Raw genomic sequence first — 15,503 nt, forward strand, 5'->3', positions numbered from 1 at the left:
TTTTCCATCGTCGCGCCGACTGAAACCCATTGGTATTCGCGCCGTCCCGACGCCTCCCACCCATCAGGAGGCGACCGCCATGGCGAGTGAACTCACTGACGCAGAAAGCAAGTGGCTGAAACGGCTCAAAAAAGCCTTGCGCGAATGCCCGTCCGAACGTCTGGGTTTTTACACAATCGGCGACGACGACGTGTTTGTCTATGACAAGAGTTTCGACGCAAAGATTGAGGAGATAGTGGGCACCGGGAAGGATTTTTGTACTGCGGTATATGAGCTTGACGCTGGCTTAGACAGCATCCTCTTTCCCTCAAACGTCCATTCAACGGCGGGGTGACGGCCATGACAAGTGAACGTCTGAATGCAGCTATTGCCGAAATGGCGAAACAGGACATTACATTCGCGAACTGCGATAGCACTTGGCAAAAGCGGGTCATGACGGCGGTGCTTGCGGCGGCTGACACCCGCCCCGCGCCTGCCGCTACAGATACGGGACTGGTGACGTATGAACCATACATAGAAACCGCATGTTCCAGCGATGACTATTATGAAACGGCACGTATGAAACGCTCTAGTGCAGGTAAATATGTCACCCGCTCGCAGGCTGAGGAGCTATTGGCGGCGAAGGATCGGCTTATCAGCGATCAAGCGGAACAACTTCAATCTGCGTCATTGGTCATAGATGATCTACAAACCGACAACGCGGCGAAGGGTGCGCGGGTTAAGGCAGAGACGGAACTGCGCGAAGATCATCAGCAACGTAACAAGGAACTCGAAGCCAAGCTGGCGGTGGCTGAAAAGGCGCTGGAGCCGTTCAGCAAGTTCGCTGGCGCGGTGTTTGAACGCAACTTCAATAACACCGATGTCATTTTCGAGATTTCAGCATCTGACGGTGGAGTGCTTGAGCTTAAGGGGAAGGACTTCTTCGAAGCCCGCGCCGCGCTGGGAGGGAAGCCGTCATGAGCGCCCTTCTTGTAACTACCGGTGTGATCTCTTTTTTCTTTGCCCTCGGCCTCTATCTGGGGAGAACGTTGAAATGACTTCTGACCTCGTTAACCGCCTCTCCAAGCTAGACGCACCGTGCAACCGGACTGACGTTTTGATCGAATTGGCGTTCTTCAAGCCAGACGAGAACTATAAATCAGCCCGCGCAAACGAGGCCGGGACAAAGGTGATTTTCACCAGAACTAACGGGAAGCGCGAAACATGCCGGGCCTATGACTACACGCTCACGCCAGAGCGACGGGCCAAGTCCATCGCCCTCTTGCGCGCAAAGGAGGCCAGCCTATGACCTCGCGTGACTTCAAACGGTTGCGCCGCATCGCTTCTGGCGCTGAAGTAGCAAGCATCTTTTGGTATTTCACCGATAGAAAGCTGCATCGAGCTGGATTTATCCGCCGATATTACACAGGCGACTACAACAAAGAGCGCCTGGGCATTACCGAGGCCGGTCGCCAAGCCCTGAAAGGCGGTTCCGAATGACTGATCTGTCGAAACTCACGCCACAGGCTTTGAAAGCTGCGATGACGGATGGCACCCAATCTTGGGGCCAGCACGGGAATTCTGAAACGCAGACCCGTTACATGGAGCCGCGCAAATCACGCCGGAAATGCCACTGCGGATGCAAAGGCCGAGAAACCCATATCGGAATGTGCAACGGCGTCGGTTTGGCATCTGGCTGCGAGTGGTCTATGTCGATCTGGGTCAAAGGTGGTCACGGAGCACTCATTCAATACGAAAAACGCCGCGCCGCACTGCGCGAGAAAGGCGGGGAGTGATGCTGACGCCAGAAGAACGCAAGCTTAGCGGCGAAATCTATGAGTACGGTGAGATCGAGCGCGAAGCCGCGATGCTGGCCGATTTCGCTACGCAGGGTGGCTTTTGGTTTCGGTTCTGGAAATGGATCGAGCGCATTTGTCGAGAAGAACGCGAATACCGCATCGATGAGCGCGCCGCACTGCGGGAAAGGGAGTGAGGATGAATAAATCAAAAAACGAGGGAATCAACATGCACCACGAAAACGACAACGAAGCAGATCTGTTAATGGGCGTCGAGCCAATCGCCAAGTATCTGGGCGTCACCAGGCGCCAAGCTTATCGGCTGATCTACGATAAAATTATGCCCAGCTTCAAACTAGGCGGCACAGTCGCTGCTCGCAGGTCCAGTCTCAAAAAATGGATGGAAGGCTTGGAGGCGGAGCACGCAGCGTAGACTGTGTGCCATGTGTCAAATCATGTGCCGTCGATTCCCCGCACAATCCTGAAAATGCCTGATTTTCTTGGAAATTCCTGAACATCTACGGCACACGGTCAATTAAGCCACATCAATCGTAAATATCTAATATTGCTGTACTTTTTTGGTGAGCGCGCAGGGATTCGAACCCTGGACCTACTGATTAAAAGTCAGTTGCTCTACCGGCTGAGCTACGCGCTCCCTGAGGAACAAATCGTCCCTGGAAGTGCGGCGGAACATAAGGGCGAGTTTTCGAATGGTCAACACCATAAAATCACGTTTCTCCAACATAAATTCAAAAAATCATGTCAACTGCACATAATCCAGCACCATAGAGAAATGAGAGGGGTATCAATCAGCGCAAGCTGATGGTTTTTAGCCCCTTTTTGCAAAAGAAAAGCCGCCTCGAAAGGCGGCTTTCTGTTCAATCAGGCCGAATCTATCAACGATACGGCGAATAGCACTGCTGGCGCGGACCGTTATAAGGCTGGAACGTATTGTCCGAGCTGCGGTAAGACCGGTAGCGGTCATAGCACCATTGAATATGTGAGCCGCTATTATAGACCGGTGCGCGATAGACTGGCGGAGGCGGTGGTGGTGGGGCAGCAATAGCGCCGCCAATGATCGCGCCTGCGCCAAACGCCGCCAGCGGATACCACCAGCCATCGCTGTGACGGCGATAGCCGTGGCGATAGCCATGATAACCGCGATGGCCGTTCCAATAGCCGGGCCCCGGACGATAACCACCGCCATGCCAGCCCGGACGCGGTCCCGGACGGTATCCGTTCCAATGTCCGCCGTGGCCTCTCCAGCGATGGTCGCGGACCTGCTGGATGTTTTCGTTGGCCGCAGCCGGTGCCGAAGGCATCATCGGTGCAGCGGATGCGGGTGCGATCGCGCCGATCAGAAATGTCGCGCCAATCGTTCCGGCCAGCAAGGCCTTGCCAGACCAAAAACTTGTGAAGTTGCTCTTCATTATGCTTCTCCTTTTCAGGTGCATGCATCATGAAGTCTCCCACATGAATGCACCCTGAATATGGTTCCCAACAGGGATACATTTCAAGTCTGACAAAAATATATTATTATATTTCAGTAAGTTGCAATGAAATACGGAACAGGGAATCCTGCTAATTTTAAGCGCAACAACAATCAAGCCATGGCTTCTCCCGTACCCATAGGTCAGAATCACACCAACAGATGCCGAAATTGCCTCGGATTCCAAAATTGGCTTAGCGACCACATAAAGCATTGAGTTCCGCTCGACACACCTTATAGAGCCTAGGGAAAGCTGCTGAATCTTGCCCCCAATTTTAATCGGTCTCTGGCCGGTTATCGATGGTTGCTGGAAATATGCAGCATATTGCGAGATTTTGGATATGGGTGGTGCGGCCTTGTTGAATGATGCAACGCGGTGGGGTTCTCAAACAGGCCTTGGTGCGACGGAAGAGGAATGGGTAGAGCTGGTATCCAATCTTTCCGACGACCAATCCCGGCTTTTGTCGGAGCTGGTTGAGCAGCACAAGCAGAGCTTCGTGGAAATTTTCTACAGCCGCCTGATGCAAAACCGCGAAGCCGCAGCCTTTTTGTCACAGACCATCGTTCATGACCGCCTGCAACATTCGCTGAGTGACTGGCTTGTACACCTCCTGGTAAGCCGTCCTACCGATGTCGCGGCTTTCGTTCAGGAACAACGCAAGATCGGCGAGGTTCACGCCCGCATTCAGGTGCCGATCCACATCGTCATGCAAGGCGCGCGATTGCTGAAGAATGAAATCATCCGGCAGTTGAAAGGCAGCGTTCTGGAGCGTGATGCGCTGGCGCGATTGATCGTGCATGTCAGCAATGCGGTCGATATTGCTATTGAAATCATGAGTCAGGCCTTCGTGAAAGATGCGCGCAAAAGCGCCCAGACAGACGAAGCTTATCGCGCCTTCACACTGAGCCACGACATTCCGCTCGAACGGGAATCACAGCGCGCTGCCCTGATGGAGTGGAGCCAGTCCTTGCTGTTCAACCTTTATGGGAACAGCGACAGCCCCCTGCTCTCGCTCGGCAGCTCGGATTTCGGTCTTTGGCTGCAGCACAAGGCTGACATGCTGTTTTCCGGCTCGACGACACTTGAGCGTCTGCGCCAGACCGTCAATCAGATAGATTATGAATTGTTGCCCAACCTGAATACGGCCCGCAAAAATGATCCCGCCGGGCTGGCGGCGATCATGGCCGAGTTCCAGACCAGGATTGGTGAAGCAAAGTTTCTGCTGGCGGAACTGTTTCAGGCGGCGGCAACCATGGAAACTGGGCGCGACCCGCTGACACGCGCCCTGAACCGCCGTTTCCTGCCGCCCATTTTGACGCGCGAAATTCGCATGGCTTCGCAGAAGGGCCTCGATCTCAGCATTCTCATGATCGACATTGATCACTTCAAGCGCATCAACGACACGCATGGGCATGGCGGTGGCGACGCCATATTGCAGCAGGTCGCGGAAACTATACTGGCGCATTGCCGCCCGGGAGATTTTGTCTTCCGTTATGGCGGCGAAGAATTTCTCGTCGCGCTTGTCGAAACCGATGAACACAGAGCCTTTGCAATCGGTGAAGAGCTGCGCGAGCTGGTGCAGCAACAGAAGTTCAACCTGACCAATGGTGCGGTGGATACAGTAACACTTTCCATCGGCATTGCGACTTTCAACGGCCATCCAGATTATACGCATCTGGTCGATGCCGCCGATCAGGCGCTTTATCGGGCCAAACAGTCTGGCCGCAACCGGTGCGAAACCGAAGTGCCGCTCGCGGTTCAGTGAAGAGCAGAGGCATTTTGACATCTGGAAACGCGCACTGAAAACCGCCATATGCTGCCATCATGACCAACACTGCTCCACTCATGGATAGTTCATCCAAGTCGCAACGCGACACGCTCAATGTGCAGTTTCTGCCTGTGGACGCCGATGCGCCGCCGGTGGAATGGCTGGTGGCGGACGGCCTTACCGATTACGAAGACGCCCTCGCCTTCATGGAAGCGCGGGTGCAGGCCATTCGTGAAGGCACGGCGAATGAACTTGTCTGGCTGGTAGAGCACCCTCCCCTTTATACGGCTGGTACGAGCGCGCGGGCGGAAGATCTGCTGACGCCCGACAGCCTGCCCGTGTTCAACACCGGACGCGGTGGCGAATATACCTATCATGGTCCCGGCCAGCGTGTGGCCTATGTGATGCTGGATCTGAAGCGCCGACGCGAAGATGTGCGTGCTTTCGTGGCGGCATTGGAACAATGGATTATTGAAAGCCTCGCCGAATTCAATGTGAAGGGCGAGCGCCGCGAAGATCGCGTCGGAGTCTGGGTGATGCGCCCTGAAAAGCCGCGCCTTGCCAATAGCGATATGTGCGAGGACAAGATTGCGGCCATCGGCATTCGTCTGCGTCGCTGGGTCAGCTTTCACGGCATCGCCATCAATGTCGAGCCTGATCTCGGCCATTACGGCGGCATCGTACCATGCGGTATTTCAGAACACGGTGTCACAAGCCTTGTCGATCTCGGCTTGCCGGTGACATTGGGCGATATGGACGTGGCGCTTGGCAAGGCCTTCGAAAATGTGTTCGGGCCACGCGCAATAAAGTAAGCGTCAGGCTTCGACCTTCAGCTTGCGCTCACGCATGAACACATAGAATCCTGAGCCGATAATGATCGCGATGCCGAACCATTTGGACGGCGTCGGAAAATCACCGAAGACGATCAGCCCGACTAGAACTGCATTCACGATTTCAAGATATTGAAACGGGGCCAGCATCGAGGCTGGCGCCAGCTTGAAAGCGTGCACGACCATCAGATGGCTGACCGTGCCGATCGTGCCCAGAATCAGCAATAGCAGCCATGGCTGGAGACTGTGCGGCAGACCGAAGCTGAGGTCCGCGAACCCCATCGACGGACCGACAAGCATGGCGAATCCTGCAAACACCCAACCGCCGATGCCAGCATAAAACTGCATGACAAGCGGGCTTTCCTTCGCGCCAAGTTTGCGGTTCAGGATCAGATAGATCGCGAATGTCACTGCCGTCGCCAGCGGCAGCAGCGAGACTGCGCCGAAAATCTCGAAGCTTGGCTGAATGACGATCATCGTCCCGATGAGGCCGATGCCGACCGCGCTGAACCGCCGCCAGCCGACTTTCTCCTTAAGGAAGATAGCCGAAAGCAGCGTGAGGATGAGCGGCTCTGCGAAGAACACGGCCATGGCGTCGGCCAACGGCATATATTTAACCGCTGTGAAGAAGCACAGGCCGCCGAATCCCATCAGCACGCCGCGTATGAGGTTTCCGGTCAAATGGTGCGTGCGAAGTGCTGCCACGCCACCGCCTGCTGCAAGCAGAATGAGAAACATCAGCAAGCTTTGTACGAAAAAGCGCATGAAAGTGACGGTTGCCGGGGGCATGTTGTCCATCATGGCCAGCCATTTGCCGATGGCGTCCATCAGCGGCAGCATCAGCACCGAGACGACCATAATGGCCATGCCTTTTACATGCGCTTCTACGCCGCCTGCCGCGCTGCCCTGCATTTCCCCACTCACTCATTTTCTATGGATGCTTGTTCATCCGCTCTATGCGAATGACCCCTGCTAATCCACCTTATTTGTCGAATGAACCGCCGCTTGTTTGACTTTCGCCGTGTTTCTGGTGCAAACCGACGGGAGATCACACGAAAACCTTTGATAAAGCCATGCGAAAGTGGAACGTAAGGCGAACTTCATTCGCCTTTCATGGCTGCGCATGGCATCATTCAGATGATTCGCAGACAGTATATTTTCGGTCCATGTCGAGCCGCCAAGCCGCATGGTCCTTCCTGAAATTCTGACAGAGAGCTTATCGGGCAAAGATGGACGACAGCAACGATCTCTTTTCAAGAGTGGTGAACAATGCCCGGGAGCGGCAGGTGGAACGGCGTACTGAAAAGAGCGCCGCGCCTCAACCCGTCGCGCCGCCGGTGGCGACGCCGTTGCCTTCCACGCCTGCTCCGCAGGCTGCAAAGCCCGTCGCGACCAAGGCCCCGCCAGTGTCATCCGGCGGCGATGATTATAACGCCTCGTCCATTCGCGTTCTCGAAGGGCTGGAGCCGGTACGTCTGCGCCCCGGCATGTATATCGGCGGCACCGATGAAAAGGCGCTGCATCACCTGTTCGCGGAAGTCATCGATAACTCGATGGACGAAGCCGTTGCGGGTCATGCAAACTTCATCGAAGTCAGCCTCGATGCCGAAGGTTTCATCACCGTTTCTGATAATGGGCGCGGCATTCCGGTTGACGAGCACCCACAGGTGCCAGGAAAATCCACGCTCGAAGTCATCATGACCAAGCTGCATGCTGGCGGCAAGTTCGACGGCAAGGCCTATGAAACATCGGGCGGCCTGCACGGCGTTGGTGTCTCCGTGGTCAATGCACTATCCGACGTGCTGGAAGTGGAAGTTGCGCGCAACCGTCGCCTCTATCGCCAGCGCTTTTCTCGCGGCATTCCGCAGGGCGGGCTGGAAGATGCAGGCGAAGTACACAATCGCCGCGGCACGCGTGTTCGCTTTCATCCGGACCCGGATATTTTCGGCAAAGCGGCTCATTTCGATCCGCACCGGCTTTATCGCATGGCGCGGTCGAAGGCCTATCTGTTCGGCGGCGTTGAAATCCGCTGGAACTGTGATCCATCGCTGCTCGACCCGAAAAAGGAAACGCCTGAAAAGGCAGTGTTCCACTTCCCCGGCGGTCTGAAGGATTATCTTCAGGCGTCGCTCGGCAAGGAGCATCAGGTCACCCGCGAGCTTTTTGCTGGCAAGACCGAAAAGCAGGGCGGACATGGCGCGGTCGAATGGGCGGTCACGTGGTTCGGCGGTGACGGCTTTGTTCATTCCTATTGTAATACGATTCCGACCGCCGACGGCGGCACGCACGAAGCTGGCCTGCGCATCGCGCTGACGCGCGGTCTCAAGGCCTATGCGGAGCTGACCAATAACAAGCGCGCTTCGATCATCACGACGGATGACGTGATGGTGTCGGCAGCGGGCATGTTGTCGGTGTTTATCCGCGAGCCGGAATTCGTCGGTCAGACCAAGGACAAGCTTGCGACGGTGGAAGCGCAGCGCATCGTGGAAAATGCAATCCGCGATCCGTTCGACCATTGGCTTGCCGCCTCGCCGCAGGAGGCCTCGCGCCTGCTCGACTGGGTCGTGGATCGGGCGGAAGAACGCCTGCGCCGTCGTCAGGAAAAGGAAACTGTTCGCAAAAGCGCGACACGCAAGCTGCGCCTGCCCGGCAAGCTGGCCGATTGCACGCAGAATGCGGCAGCGGGCGCGGAATTGTTCATCGTCGAAGGTGACTCGGCAGGCGGATCGGCCAAGCAGGCGCGTAACCGTGCCACGCAGGCGATCCTGCCGCTGCGCGGAAAGATTCTCAACGTGGCCAGTGCGGGCCGCGAGAAGCTGACCGCCAACCAGCAGATTGCCGATCTCATTCAGGCGCTGGGCAGCGGCACGCGGAAGAATTATCGCGAAGATGATCTGCGCTATGACCGCGTAATCATCATGACCGATGCTGACGTGGACGGCGCGCATATCGCATCGCTGCTGATCACCTTCTTCTATCAGGAAATGCCGGAACTGATCCGCAACGGCCATCTTTATCTGGCCGTACCGCCGCTTTACCGCCTGAGTCAGGGCGGCAAGACGGCTTATGCGCGCGACGAAGCTCATAAAGACGAGTTGATGCGCACCATGTTTACCGGGCGCGGCAAGGTTGAAATCGGTCGCTTCAAAGGCCTCGGTGAAATGCGCGCCGAGCAGTTGAAGGAAACCACAATGGACCCGAAGAAGCGTACGCTGCTGCGGGTGCAGGTGGATGAAGACTATGTCGATGAAACCCGCAATACCGTCGATGAGCTGATGGGAACCAAGCCTGAAGCCCGCTTCCGCTTCATTACGGATCGCGCCGCTTTCGTGGAAGAACTCGACATCTAGACGACGCTCAACACGGATAGAGCGGCACGCTGGTTCCGGCCAGCCGCCGCTCTTTTCATATCTGAGCCTGATATTCCAATGATTTGAAAAGACTGATGTTTATGCTTTCGCGTCGATACCCAGTCGCGACTCGATATCCTCCAGCGATTCTTTGACGAAGAATGTCTGATCGGCACTCATCGTCAGAATGCGGGTGCCGGTGCCATAGGCATTGTAAGACAGAACGTGGTTGAAATTGATTGCGAGTTTTTCGCCGCTCACATCCGTCAGCATGATCCACATGATAGCCATCCTCCACTAAAATCTGGTTCTCTTTAGAAGGATAGGCGCGCGGGACTGTTCGGCAACCGAGGATGGTTTAAAGCGTTGCACGCATGCGCACTTTTTCAACAACGCGACCCATGCTGGCAGAAGCTTCTTCGCCTTGCCACTCAATGCGGAAGCCCATTTTCTCGTAGAGACCAATGGCGGGAAGATTATCGGCATGCGTGCCGATTGTTGCGGTATCGAAACCGTCGAGCAGAATTTGCGCCATCAGCGCATCGAGAATGCGCCCACCGATGCCCTGCCCATGAAAAGGCGGATCGATCCAGAGATCGGCAATATAGTTGCTGCTGGGAACTCGTGCGCCCCAGCCGAGGATTTTCCCGTTTGCTTCCGCCACCAGAACGCCATCGGCATTTTCATGCAGATAACCGAGGAAATTCGCTTCCAGCTCCACGCGACGCTGATCGCATAACGGACCTGTCTTGGCCGGAATTTCCCATGCCCTGACCGCAAGAGCTACCATGGAAACAAATTCGCCGGGGAAGCCCCGGCGAATTAAGATATCCAAATTTACCACCATTTGGCCGGGGTGAAGCGCCCGGCAGCCTGCTCAATGGCATGGGCTGCCTGAAACAGCGTCTCTTCCTCGAACGGGCGACCGATCAGCTGAAGGCCGAGCGGCAGACCGTGCTCGTTAATACCAGCAGGTACGGCGATGCCCGGAAGACCGGCCATGTTCACCGTCACGGTGAAGATGTCATTGAGGTACATCTTGACCGGATCGTTAGCGAGGTCTTCATCAGCAAGACCGAATGCAGCCGACGGCGTCGCAGGCGTGAGGATAGCGTGCACGCCCTTGGCGAAAACATCCTCAAAGTCCTTCTTGATCAGTGTACGGACTTTCTGGGCGCGTAGATAATAGGCGTCGTAATAGCCAGCCGAAAGCACATAAGTGCCAATGACGATACGGCGCTTCACTTCCTTGCCGAAGCCAGCTGCGCGGGTCTGCTCGTACATGTCGGCAATGTCCTTGCCGGGCACGCGCAGGCCATAGCGCACGCCGTCATAACGCGCGAGGTTGGATGAAGCTTCTGCCGGAGCGACGATGTAGTAAGCTGGCAGCGCATATTTCGTATGCGGCAGCGAAATATCGACGATTTCAGCACCGGCATCCTTCAGATACTGAATGCCCTTCTGCCACAGTTCTTCGATCTCGCCCGGCATGCCATCGACGCGATATTCCCGAGGAATACCAATCTTGATGCCCTTCAGCGACTTGCCGATGGCTGCTTCGTAATCCGGCACCGGCAGATCGACCGAGGTGGTGTCCTTGAGGTCGAGCGAGGCCATGGACTTCAGCAGGATAGCGGCGTCTCGCACGTCGCGTGCAATCGGGCCAGCCTGATCGAGAGACGAGGCGAAGGCGACCGTGCCCCAACGTGACACGCGGCCATAGGTCGGCTTGATACCGACCGTACCGGTGAACGCGGCAGGCTGACGGATCGAACCGCCCGTATCCGTTGCAGTTGCGCCAGCGCAAAGCTGCGCGGCGACGGCAGCAGCCGAACCACCGGACGAACCGCCCGGCACGAGATCGGCATTGGAGCCCTTGGCGCGCCACGGGTTTTTCACCGAGCCGTAAAAGGAAGTTTCGTTGGACGAGCCCATGGCGAATTCGTCCATGTTAAGCTTGCCCAGCATGACCGCGCCGTCGGCCCACAGATTGGCGGTGACGGTCGATTCATATTCCGGCTTGAAGCCATCGAGAATATGCGAGCACGCCTGCGTATGCACGCCCTTGGTCGCGAACAGGTCCTTCACACCGAGCGGAATGCCTTCCAGCGCGCCCGCATCGCCCTTGGCAATGCGTTCATCCGAGGCCTTGGCCATGGAACGCGCCTGATCATGCGTAACCGTCACATAGGCATTGATGGCTTCATTGGCGGTGTCGATAGCGGCTAGATAGGCATCGGTCAGCTCGGTCGCGGTGATGGCCTTGGCCTTCAGCTTGTCGCGCGCTTCGGCAATGGTCAGTGCGGTCAGTTCGCTCATCGTCAAATCCTGTCAGTGCGCCTCGGAGAGACGCTTTTCAAAAAAGGCGCTGTATTCGGAGTCCGGATAGTCCAGAACCACACCGCAGCGCGTAAAACCCGAATTCTCATAAAGCCGCCAGGCACCGGCAAAACCGGGGCCAGTCCCGGTTTCAAGCACAAGGCGCGAAACATTCTTCGCATTGGCCAACCCGACAATCGCATCAACGAGAGCGGAACCCACGCGTTTGCCGCGCACTTCCGGGCGGGTAAACATGCGCTTCAGTTCACCAGTGCCATCTTCGTGCAGCTTCAAGGCGCCGCAACCGACGGCCTTGCCGTCTTCATCGCGCGCCACGAAAACCGTCGTGTCCGGCTCCGCCATCTGCTCGACCGTCATCTTGAACTGGAATTCCAGTGGTGACAGCGGCAGCATATGCGCGTTCAGGTGTTCCACCAGCTCGCGCACATCGTCTTGCAACGGGGTCTCGATCGAAACCCGAATGGTCATGACTTACTCCACGACCTTGGGAACGACGAAGAAATTGTCTTCCGTGACCGGTGCATTGGCGACTACGGCATCAGCAATGCCGCCATCGGTCACTTTGTCGTCGCGCAGACGCATATTCATCGGCGTCACCGAGGTCATTGGCTCGACGCCATCAACATTGACTTCGTTCAATTGCTCGACAAAGCCCAGAATTGCATTGAGTTCACCGGTCATGCGCTCGGCATCGTCTTCACTGACGGCGATACGCGCGAGATGCGCGACGCGTTTGACGGTGGAAATATCGACGGACATTCTGTTCTCCGCAAATGCTAGATCAGGGCGGCGAACCGCCACCCTGAAGGTTCTTTGCTACGGCTATAACGGCGCGATTGTTGAAGCGCAACATTTCTTGCGCTTCTACGGGGTTTAGAAACTGTGAACGGTGCCTGCCGGATCCGCCAGAACCTTCGTGCCCGGATGATCGGCCATACCAGCAATAAACTTGTCCGCCGTCTGGTCGATGATCGGGAAGGAACCGTAATGGCACGGCAATACGGCCTTGAAGTTAAAGTAGCGCTGGCAAGCCAGGGCCGCCACCGCGCCGCCCATGGTGAAGCGGTCACCAACCGGCACGATGCCGATTTCCGGCTGATGCAACTCGTTGATGAGCGCCATGTCGGAAAAAATATCCGTATCGCCCATATGATAAAGTGTCGGGTCATTTTCGAAATGGAACACCAGACCATTCGGGTTGCCGAGCGCCTGCGAAACACCGTTTTGGGTCAGATAAGCGGAGGAATGCAGCGCGTTGACAAAAGTGACCGAGAAACTGTCATGCGTCTGTGTGCCACCAGTATTGCCCATCTCCAGCTTTTCAACGCCTTGCGTACCGAGCCAGCTTGCCAGATCGGCATTGGCGATGACGGTCGCGCCATGATCCTTGGCGATGGTAACGGTGTCGCCGATATGATCGCCATGACCGTGGGTCAACGCAATATGGGTGACGCCCTTGGTCGCTTCCTTGAAGTCGATGCCTTTTGCACCGGGATTTCCGTTCAGGAACGGATCGATGAGGATGACGGCTTGTGCAGTTTCAATACGGAAGGCGGCGTGGCCGAGCCAGGTCAGTTTCATGAAGATTCTCCTTCGATCTCGATTTCCGGGTTGAGAACAGATATGACGCCCATAAAGTTGAAAGCAATATGAAGAGACTTCAAATTCCGATGAGGACTTATGGCTATCGTTGAAATCGAGGAAGTTCCGGCGCTGCTCAAGCCTGGTCATACGATTGCCGGATTGGATCTTGGGACCAAGACCATCGGGCTTGCCGTTTCGGACTTGGGTTTTTCCTTTGCGAATCCGCGCCCGGTCATCAAGCGCGTGAAATTCACGCTGGATGCGCAGGCGCTTTTGAAAGCGCTGGAGGCGGATAAAGTCGGCGTGATCGTGATCGGCTTGCCCATGAATATGGACGGCACCTCCGGTCCCCGTGTTCAGGCGACCCGCGCTTTCGTGCGCACCATGCAGCCGCTCACCGACCTGCCCTTCGTATTTTGGGACGAACGGCTATCCACCGTTGCCGCCGAACGCGCTTTGATCGGCATGGACGTTTCACGCGGCAAACGGGCCGAACGCATCGATTCGGCAGCCGCCGCTTTTATCTTGCAGGGCGCGCTTGACCGCCTGCATCTGATCAGGCGGTCAGAAGCAGACGACGATTAAGTCGGTCAGGGTTGGGCCGGATAAAGCTGATCGAGAATACGCATCGCATCATGGCGCGCATCGAGCATGCCATAGGTGCTGCGCCACTGACCGCCAAGGCGCGTTTCAATAAATGCGTCGGCAATATCGTCTGCGCCAAGCTGGCGCAACTCTGCCGCCGCTGCCGCATAGGCAAGCTGTTCCGTCAGAAGACGCGCGACGCCCTGATCGGTTTCCGTGAGCTGTAGAGCTGCGCGCAGAACGTCGATGGTGCCCTGCCCGCGCTGGCCAAGCTGACCGCCGATCCATTCCAGCACTTCGTCGAACAGGCCCGGCGCACGCGACAGCACGCGCGCCACATCCAGCGCCATGACGTTGCCGGAGCCTTCCCAGATCGCATTGACGGGCGCTTCGCGATAGGCGCGCGCCAGATTGCCCTCTTCGATATAGCCATTGCCGCCAAGGCACTCCATGGCTTCGTAAAGCAGCGCAGGCGCGATCTTGCATACCCAATATTTGACCACCGGCGTCATGCAGCGGGCAAAAGCCGCTTCGGCTCGGTCGCTAGCTGCCATATCGAAGGCACGGGCAAGACGCATGGAAAGTGCCGTGGCCCCAGCAACATCCAGCGCCATATCGGCCAGAACACGGCTCATCAAAGGCTGTTCGATCAGCGGTTTGCCGAAAACCTCGCGATGCCGGCAATGGTGCACGGCTTCTGCCAGACCGGAGCGCATCAGGCCTGCCGATGCAACTGCACAATCGAGCCGCGTCAGCGTCACCATGTCCATGATGGTTTTCACGCCCTCGCCCGGATTGCCGATCAGGTGGCCGATAGCGCCATCGAATTCGACTTCCGAAGAGGCGTTGGACTTGTTGCCGAGCTTGTCCTTGAGGCGCTGGAAGGCAAAGCCGTTGCCTTTACCTTCCGCTGTGAGGCGCGGAACCAGAAAGCAGGAAAGCTGCTCATCGACCTGCGCCAGAACCAGAAATGCATCCGACATTGGTGCGGACATAAACCATTTATGCCCGGTGATTGTATAGGTGCCATCCTCATTGACTGCCGCGCGGGTGGTGTTGGTACGCACATCCGTACCACCCTGCTTTTCCGTCATGCCCATGCCGAGCGTGACACCGTTTTTGCTCAGCGCGGGCTTTTGCGAAAGGTCGTATTTCCGCGACATGACCGCAGGCGACCATTCCTTGTAGATATCTGGCGCGCCCATCACTGCCGCAAGGGAGGCACTTGTCATGGTGAGTGGGCAAAGGTGTCCTGCCTCAAGTTGTGCCGTCAGGTAGAAACGCGCAGCGCGGGCTTGATGGCGACGACCAGTTTCGGCCGGATTATCCTCCCAGATTGAGCAATGCAGGCCGTGCGCAATCGAACGACGCATGAGCGCGTGATAGGCGGGATGATATTCGACAAAGTCGATACGATTGCCCTGCCGGTCATGCGTACGCAGTTTTGGCAGTTCCGTATTGGCCAGCCGCGCCAGATCCTGCGCTTCTGCCGACAACACAAAACGCCCTGTCTGCTCCAGCTCATTATGAAGCTCTGTTGGAAAACGAGCCGCAATCTGCATCAGAAGCGGATCGGCCAGATATGCATTGGTGCCTGCCATGGATGGCGTCTGGTTCGTGACTTCGTGCGTTTTCAAAGGCTCATTCCGTGCTGTTCGTTTGGGGGTAACTTAGTCCTCTTGCATCCAATTTGCTAAGAATTTGCCTTCCTTTCCCGAATTTCTTGCCGGGACGGCACAGGTTTTTCTTGGGGAATCGGCACGTGCCGTTATAAGTGTCTG

Annotated in this window: 20 protein-coding genes and 1 tRNA gene; 11 read left to right on the forward strand and 10 right to left on the reverse strand. The window is 56.6% G+C overall.

Annotated elements, in window-relative coordinates; all coding sequences use genetic code 11:
* Nucleotides 1-79 precede the first annotated feature (79 nt).
* From FGI60_RS07555 to FGI60_RS07585, 7 genes are all read left to right on the forward strand, one after another.
* On the forward strand, nt 80-334 hold the full coding sequence (locus FGI60_RS07555) for a hypothetical protein (protein WP_138784666.1): 255 nt from the start codon (nt 80-82) through the stop codon (nt 332-334).
* A 5-nt stretch (nt 335-339) separates the two neighbouring features.
* Nucleotides 340-960: a hypothetical protein gene (locus tag FGI60_RS07560; RefSeq protein WP_138784667.1), complete on the forward strand. Its 621-nt coding sequence runs from the start codon at nt 340-342 to the stop codon at nt 958-960.
* A 73-nt stretch (nt 961-1,033) separates the two neighbouring features.
* A complete protein-coding gene (locus FGI60_RS07565) occupies nt 1,034-1,288 on the forward strand; it encodes a hypothetical protein (RefSeq protein WP_138784668.1) in 255 nt (84 codons plus the stop codon).
* Complete coding sequence (locus tag FGI60_RS07570) at nt 1,285-1,479, forward strand: hypothetical protein (protein WP_138784669.1); 195 nt, start codon at nt 1,285-1,287, stop codon at nt 1,477-1,479. Before FGI60_RS07565 ends, FGI60_RS07570 begins: the two co-directional genes overlap by 4 nt.
* Nucleotides 1,476-1,775, forward strand: a complete 300-nt coding sequence (locus tag FGI60_RS07575) for a hypothetical protein (RefSeq protein ID WP_210238432.1) — start codon at nt 1,476-1,478, stop codon at nt 1,773-1,775. Before FGI60_RS07570 ends, FGI60_RS07575 begins: the two co-directional genes overlap by 4 nt.
* Entirely contained in the window at nt 1,775-1,972 is a 198-nt protein-coding gene (locus tag FGI60_RS07580; RefSeq protein ID WP_138784670.1) for a hypothetical protein, read from the forward strand. Before FGI60_RS07575 ends, FGI60_RS07580 begins: the two co-directional genes overlap by 1 nt.
* A 2-nt stretch (nt 1,973-1,974) precedes the next feature.
* Nucleotides 1,975-2,208, forward strand: coding sequence for an excisionase family DNA-binding protein (locus tag FGI60_RS07585; protein WP_235889763.1), 234 nt, complete (start codon nt 1,975-1,977; stop codon nt 2,206-2,208).
* A 146-nt stretch (nt 2,209-2,354) separates the two neighbouring features.
* Here FGI60_RS07585 and FGI60_RS07590 read toward each other — a convergent pair.
* Both FGI60_RS07590 and FGI60_RS07595 read right to left on the reverse strand, forming a co-directional pair.
* Nucleotides 2,355-2,430: transfer RNA gene (locus FGI60_RS07590), tRNA-Lys, on the reverse strand.
* Nucleotides 2,431-2,671: 241 nt separating this feature from the next.
* The gene (locus FGI60_RS07595; protein ID WP_138784671.1) at nt 2,672-3,205 is read right to left on the reverse strand and encodes a BA14K family protein; all 534 of its coding nucleotides are present in this window, start codon (nt 3,203-3,205) and stop codon (nt 2,672-2,674) included.
* Between the two features lie 322 nt (nt 3,206-3,527).
* Between FGI60_RS07595 and FGI60_RS07600 the strand changes: the two genes are divergently transcribed.
* Both FGI60_RS07600 and lipB read left to right on the forward strand, forming a co-directional pair.
* The gene (locus FGI60_RS07600; protein WP_235889764.1) at nt 3,528-5,030 is read left to right on the forward strand and encodes a GGDEF domain-containing protein; all 1,503 of its coding nucleotides are present in this window, start codon (nt 3,528-3,530) and stop codon (nt 5,028-5,030) included.
* An 80-nt stretch (nt 5,031-5,110) separates the two neighbouring features.
* Nucleotides 5,111-5,845, forward strand: coding sequence for a lipoyl(octanoyl) transferase LipB (lipB, locus tag FGI60_RS07605; RefSeq protein WP_374843063.1), 735 nt, complete (start codon nt 5,111-5,113; stop codon nt 5,843-5,845).
* A 3-nt stretch (nt 5,846-5,848) separates the two neighbouring features.
* On the opposite strand, the gene FGI60_RS07610 is transcribed toward lipB, so the two are convergent.
* Nucleotides 5,849-6,775, reverse strand: a complete 927-nt coding sequence (locus FGI60_RS07610; protein ID WP_138784673.1) for a DMT family transporter — start codon at nt 6,773-6,775, stop codon at nt 5,849-5,851.
* A 317-nt stretch (nt 6,776-7,092) separates the two neighbouring features.
* Here FGI60_RS07610 and parE point away from each other — a divergent pair, with 317 nt between their 5' ends.
* The gene (parE, locus tag FGI60_RS07615) at nt 7,093-9,213 is read left to right on the forward strand and encodes a DNA topoisomerase IV subunit B (protein WP_138784674.1); all 2,121 of its coding nucleotides are present in this window, start codon (nt 7,093-7,095) and stop codon (nt 9,211-9,213) included.
* Nucleotides 9,214-9,312: 99 nt separating this feature from the next.
* Here the strand turns inward: parE and FGI60_RS07620 are convergent, their stop codons facing one another.
* The 6 genes from FGI60_RS07620 to FGI60_RS07645 all read right to left on the reverse strand — a co-directional run bounded on the left by FGI60_RS07620 (nt 9,313) and on the right by FGI60_RS07645 (nt 13,134).
* Nucleotides 9,313-9,495, reverse strand: coding sequence for a hypothetical protein (locus FGI60_RS07620; RefSeq protein ID WP_078336968.1), 183 nt, complete (start codon nt 9,493-9,495; stop codon nt 9,313-9,315).
* Between the two features lie 76 nt (nt 9,496-9,571).
* A complete protein-coding gene (locus tag FGI60_RS07625) occupies nt 9,572-10,003 on the reverse strand; it encodes a GNAT family N-acetyltransferase (protein WP_235889765.1) in 432 nt (143 codons plus the stop codon).
* A 47-nt stretch (nt 10,004-10,050) separates the two neighbouring features.
* On the reverse strand, nt 10,051-11,532 hold the full coding sequence (gene gatA, locus FGI60_RS07630) for an Asp-tRNA(Asn)/Glu-tRNA(Gln) amidotransferase subunit GatA (protein ID WP_138784676.1): 1,482 nt from the start codon (nt 11,530-11,532) through the stop codon (nt 10,051-10,053).
* A gap of 12 nt (nt 11,533-11,544) precedes the next feature.
* Nucleotides 11,545-12,021, reverse strand: coding sequence for a GNAT family N-acetyltransferase (locus FGI60_RS07635; RefSeq protein ID WP_138784677.1), 477 nt, complete (start codon nt 12,019-12,021; stop codon nt 11,545-11,547).
* Between the two features lie 3 nt (nt 12,022-12,024).
* Nucleotides 12,025-12,312 carry an Asp-tRNA(Asn)/Glu-tRNA(Gln) amidotransferase subunit GatC gene (gatC, locus tag FGI60_RS07640; protein WP_078336964.1) on the reverse strand — a complete coding sequence of 96 codons (288 nt, stop codon included), beginning with the start codon at nt 12,310-12,312 and terminating at the stop codon, nt 12,025-12,027.
* Between the two features lie 114 nt (nt 12,313-12,426).
* Nucleotides 12,427-13,134 carry a metal-dependent hydrolase gene (locus tag FGI60_RS07645; protein WP_138784678.1) on the reverse strand — a complete coding sequence of 236 codons (708 nt, stop codon included), beginning with the start codon at nt 13,132-13,134 and terminating at the stop codon, nt 12,427-12,429.
* A gap of 99 nt (nt 13,135-13,233) precedes the next feature.
* Here FGI60_RS07645 and ruvX point away from each other — a divergent pair, with 99 nt between their 5' ends.
* A complete protein-coding gene (ruvX, locus tag FGI60_RS07650; protein WP_138784679.1) occupies nt 13,234-13,722 on the forward strand; it encodes a Holliday junction resolvase RuvX in 489 nt (162 codons plus the stop codon).
* 5 nt (nt 13,723-13,727) lie between these two features.
* Here the strand turns inward: ruvX and FGI60_RS07655 are convergent, their stop codons facing one another.
* A complete protein-coding gene (locus FGI60_RS07655) occupies nt 13,728-15,359 on the reverse strand; it encodes an acyl-CoA dehydrogenase family protein (protein ID WP_138784680.1) in 1,632 nt (543 codons plus the stop codon).
* Between the last annotated feature and the right edge of the window lie 144 nt (nt 15,360-15,503).

This window comes from Brucella haematophila, assembly GCF_005938105.1.
Classification (GTDB): Bacteria; Pseudomonadota; Alphaproteobacteria; order Rhizobiales; family Rhizobiaceae; genus Brucella; species Brucella haematophila.

Excerpts from the sequence above, each read along its gene's own strand:
- lipB (WP_374843063.1), top strand. The coding sequence starts at position 5,111 with ATGGATAGTTCATCCAAGTCGCAACGCGACACGCTCAATGTGCAGTTT.
- FGI60_RS07565 (WP_138784668.1), top strand. The coding sequence starts at position 1,034 with ATGACTTCTGACCTCGTTAACCGCCTCTCCAAGCTAGACGCACCGTGC.
- FGI60_RS07570 (WP_138784669.1), top strand. The coding sequence starts at position 1,285 with ATGACCTCGCGTGACTTCAAACGGTTGCGCCGCATCGCTTCTGGCGCT.
- FGI60_RS07580 (WP_138784670.1), top strand. The coding sequence starts at position 1,775 with ATGCTGACGCCAGAAGAACGCAAGCTTAGCGGCGAAATCTATGAGTAC.
- FGI60_RS07645 (WP_138784678.1), bottom strand. The coding sequence starts at position 13,134 with ATGAAACTGACCTGGCTCGGCCACGCCGCCTTCCGTATTGAAACTGCA.
- FGI60_RS07625 (WP_235889765.1), bottom strand. The coding sequence starts at position 10,003 with ATGGTAGCTCTTGCGGTCAGGGCATGGGAAATTCCGGCCAAGACAGGT.
- FGI60_RS07585 (WP_235889763.1), top strand. The coding sequence starts at position 1,975 with ATGAATAAATCAAAAAACGAGGGAATCAACATGCACCACGAAAACGAC.
- parE (WP_138784674.1), top strand. The coding sequence starts at position 7,093 with ATGGACGACAGCAACGATCTCTTTTCAAGAGTGGTGAACAATGCCCGG.
- FGI60_RS07575 (WP_210238432.1), top strand. The coding sequence starts at position 1,476 with ATGACTGATCTGTCGAAACTCACGCCACAGGCTTTGAAAGCTGCGATG.
- gatA (WP_138784676.1), bottom strand. The coding sequence starts at position 11,532 with ATGAGCGAACTGACCGCACTGACCATTGCCGAAGCGCGCGACAAGCTG.
- FGI60_RS07595 (WP_138784671.1), bottom strand. The coding sequence starts at position 3,205 with ATGAAGAGCAACTTCACAAGTTTTTGGTCTGGCAAGGCCTTGCTGGCC.
- ruvX (WP_138784679.1), top strand. The coding sequence starts at position 13,234 with ATGGCTATCGTTGAAATCGAGGAAGTTCCGGCGCTGCTCAAGCCTGGT.
- FGI60_RS07560 (WP_138784667.1), top strand. The coding sequence starts at position 340 with ATGACAAGTGAACGTCTGAATGCAGCTATTGCCGAAATGGCGAAACAG.
- gatC (WP_078336964.1), bottom strand. The coding sequence starts at position 12,312 with ATGTCCGTCGATATTTCCACCGTCAAACGCGTCGCGCATCTCGCGCGT.
- FGI60_RS07620 (WP_078336968.1), bottom strand. The coding sequence starts at position 9,495 with ATGTGGATCATGCTGACGGATGTGAGCGGCGAAAAACTCGCAATCAAT.
- FGI60_RS07610 (WP_138784673.1), bottom strand. The coding sequence starts at position 6,775 with ATGCAGGGCAGCGCGGCAGGCGGCGTAGAAGCGCATGTAAAAGGCATG.
- FGI60_RS07635 (WP_138784677.1), bottom strand. The coding sequence starts at position 12,021 with ATGACCATTCGGGTTTCGATCGAGACCCCGTTGCAAGACGATGTGCGC.
- FGI60_RS07555 (WP_138784666.1), top strand. The coding sequence starts at position 80 with ATGGCGAGTGAACTCACTGACGCAGAAAGCAAGTGGCTGAAACGGCTC.